This is a genomic window from Rhizobacter sp. P3_B12 (assembly GCF_056402895.1).
Window position 1 is genome coordinate 1 of record NZ_JBFUGN010001710.1, and the last position, 611, is coordinate 611.

The 611-nt window shown below is 67.9% G+C and carries 1 protein-coding gene; it reads left to right on the forward strand.

Going from position 1 to position 611, the window contains the following annotated elements; all coding sequences use genetic code 11:
• Positions 1 to 611: hypothetical protein (locus AC1D01_RS37805; protein WP_477875099.1), on the forward strand; the 611-nt coding region annotated here is incomplete at both ends.

The following is a 611-nucleotide window of genomic DNA, read 5'->3' on the forward strand; positions in this document are numbered from 1 at the left end:
AGTGCAGGCCTTCCCCGCCAACCTGCAATACACCAACGCCGCCTGCTCGGTATCCCCCAAGGAGCTGGGCAACTGGTTCGTCTCCGGCCGCGTCAGCAAGGGCGGCTCCGTCACCTTCGCCAACAGCCTCGCCTTCCCGGCGCAGAACACCACCTGCGACTTCTACAAGTGGGCGCACCAGATGTTCCTGTGGATCTCGTCGCCGGCGGCGGGTGGCATCGTGCTCGAGTCGCCGGTCTTCTTCGACATCAACTTCGACGCCCAGGGCGGCCACTACATCCCCAACACCGCCGGCGTCGCGCGCCACAGCTTCGCGGTGCGCGGCACCAAGACGCAAAGCATCCAGCCCGGCGGCCAGGCCGGCGGCGGCGACACGGTGCTGTCGATGAACGGCTCGCTGGTCTATTTCGGCGTGCACGCCAACGACGTCTACGCCTGGTTCAACACCGCGGTGTCGAACAAGGTGATCCCCACCACCGCGCCCTTCCCCAACACGCCCGCGGAGCTCGCCCCGGTGGTGAGCTATGCCGCAAGCCAGGGCAGCTCGCTGCCCGATGCCAACGCGCTCGGGCTGGAGCTGAAGACGGCCTGGGTCGATGCCGCCACCGTCC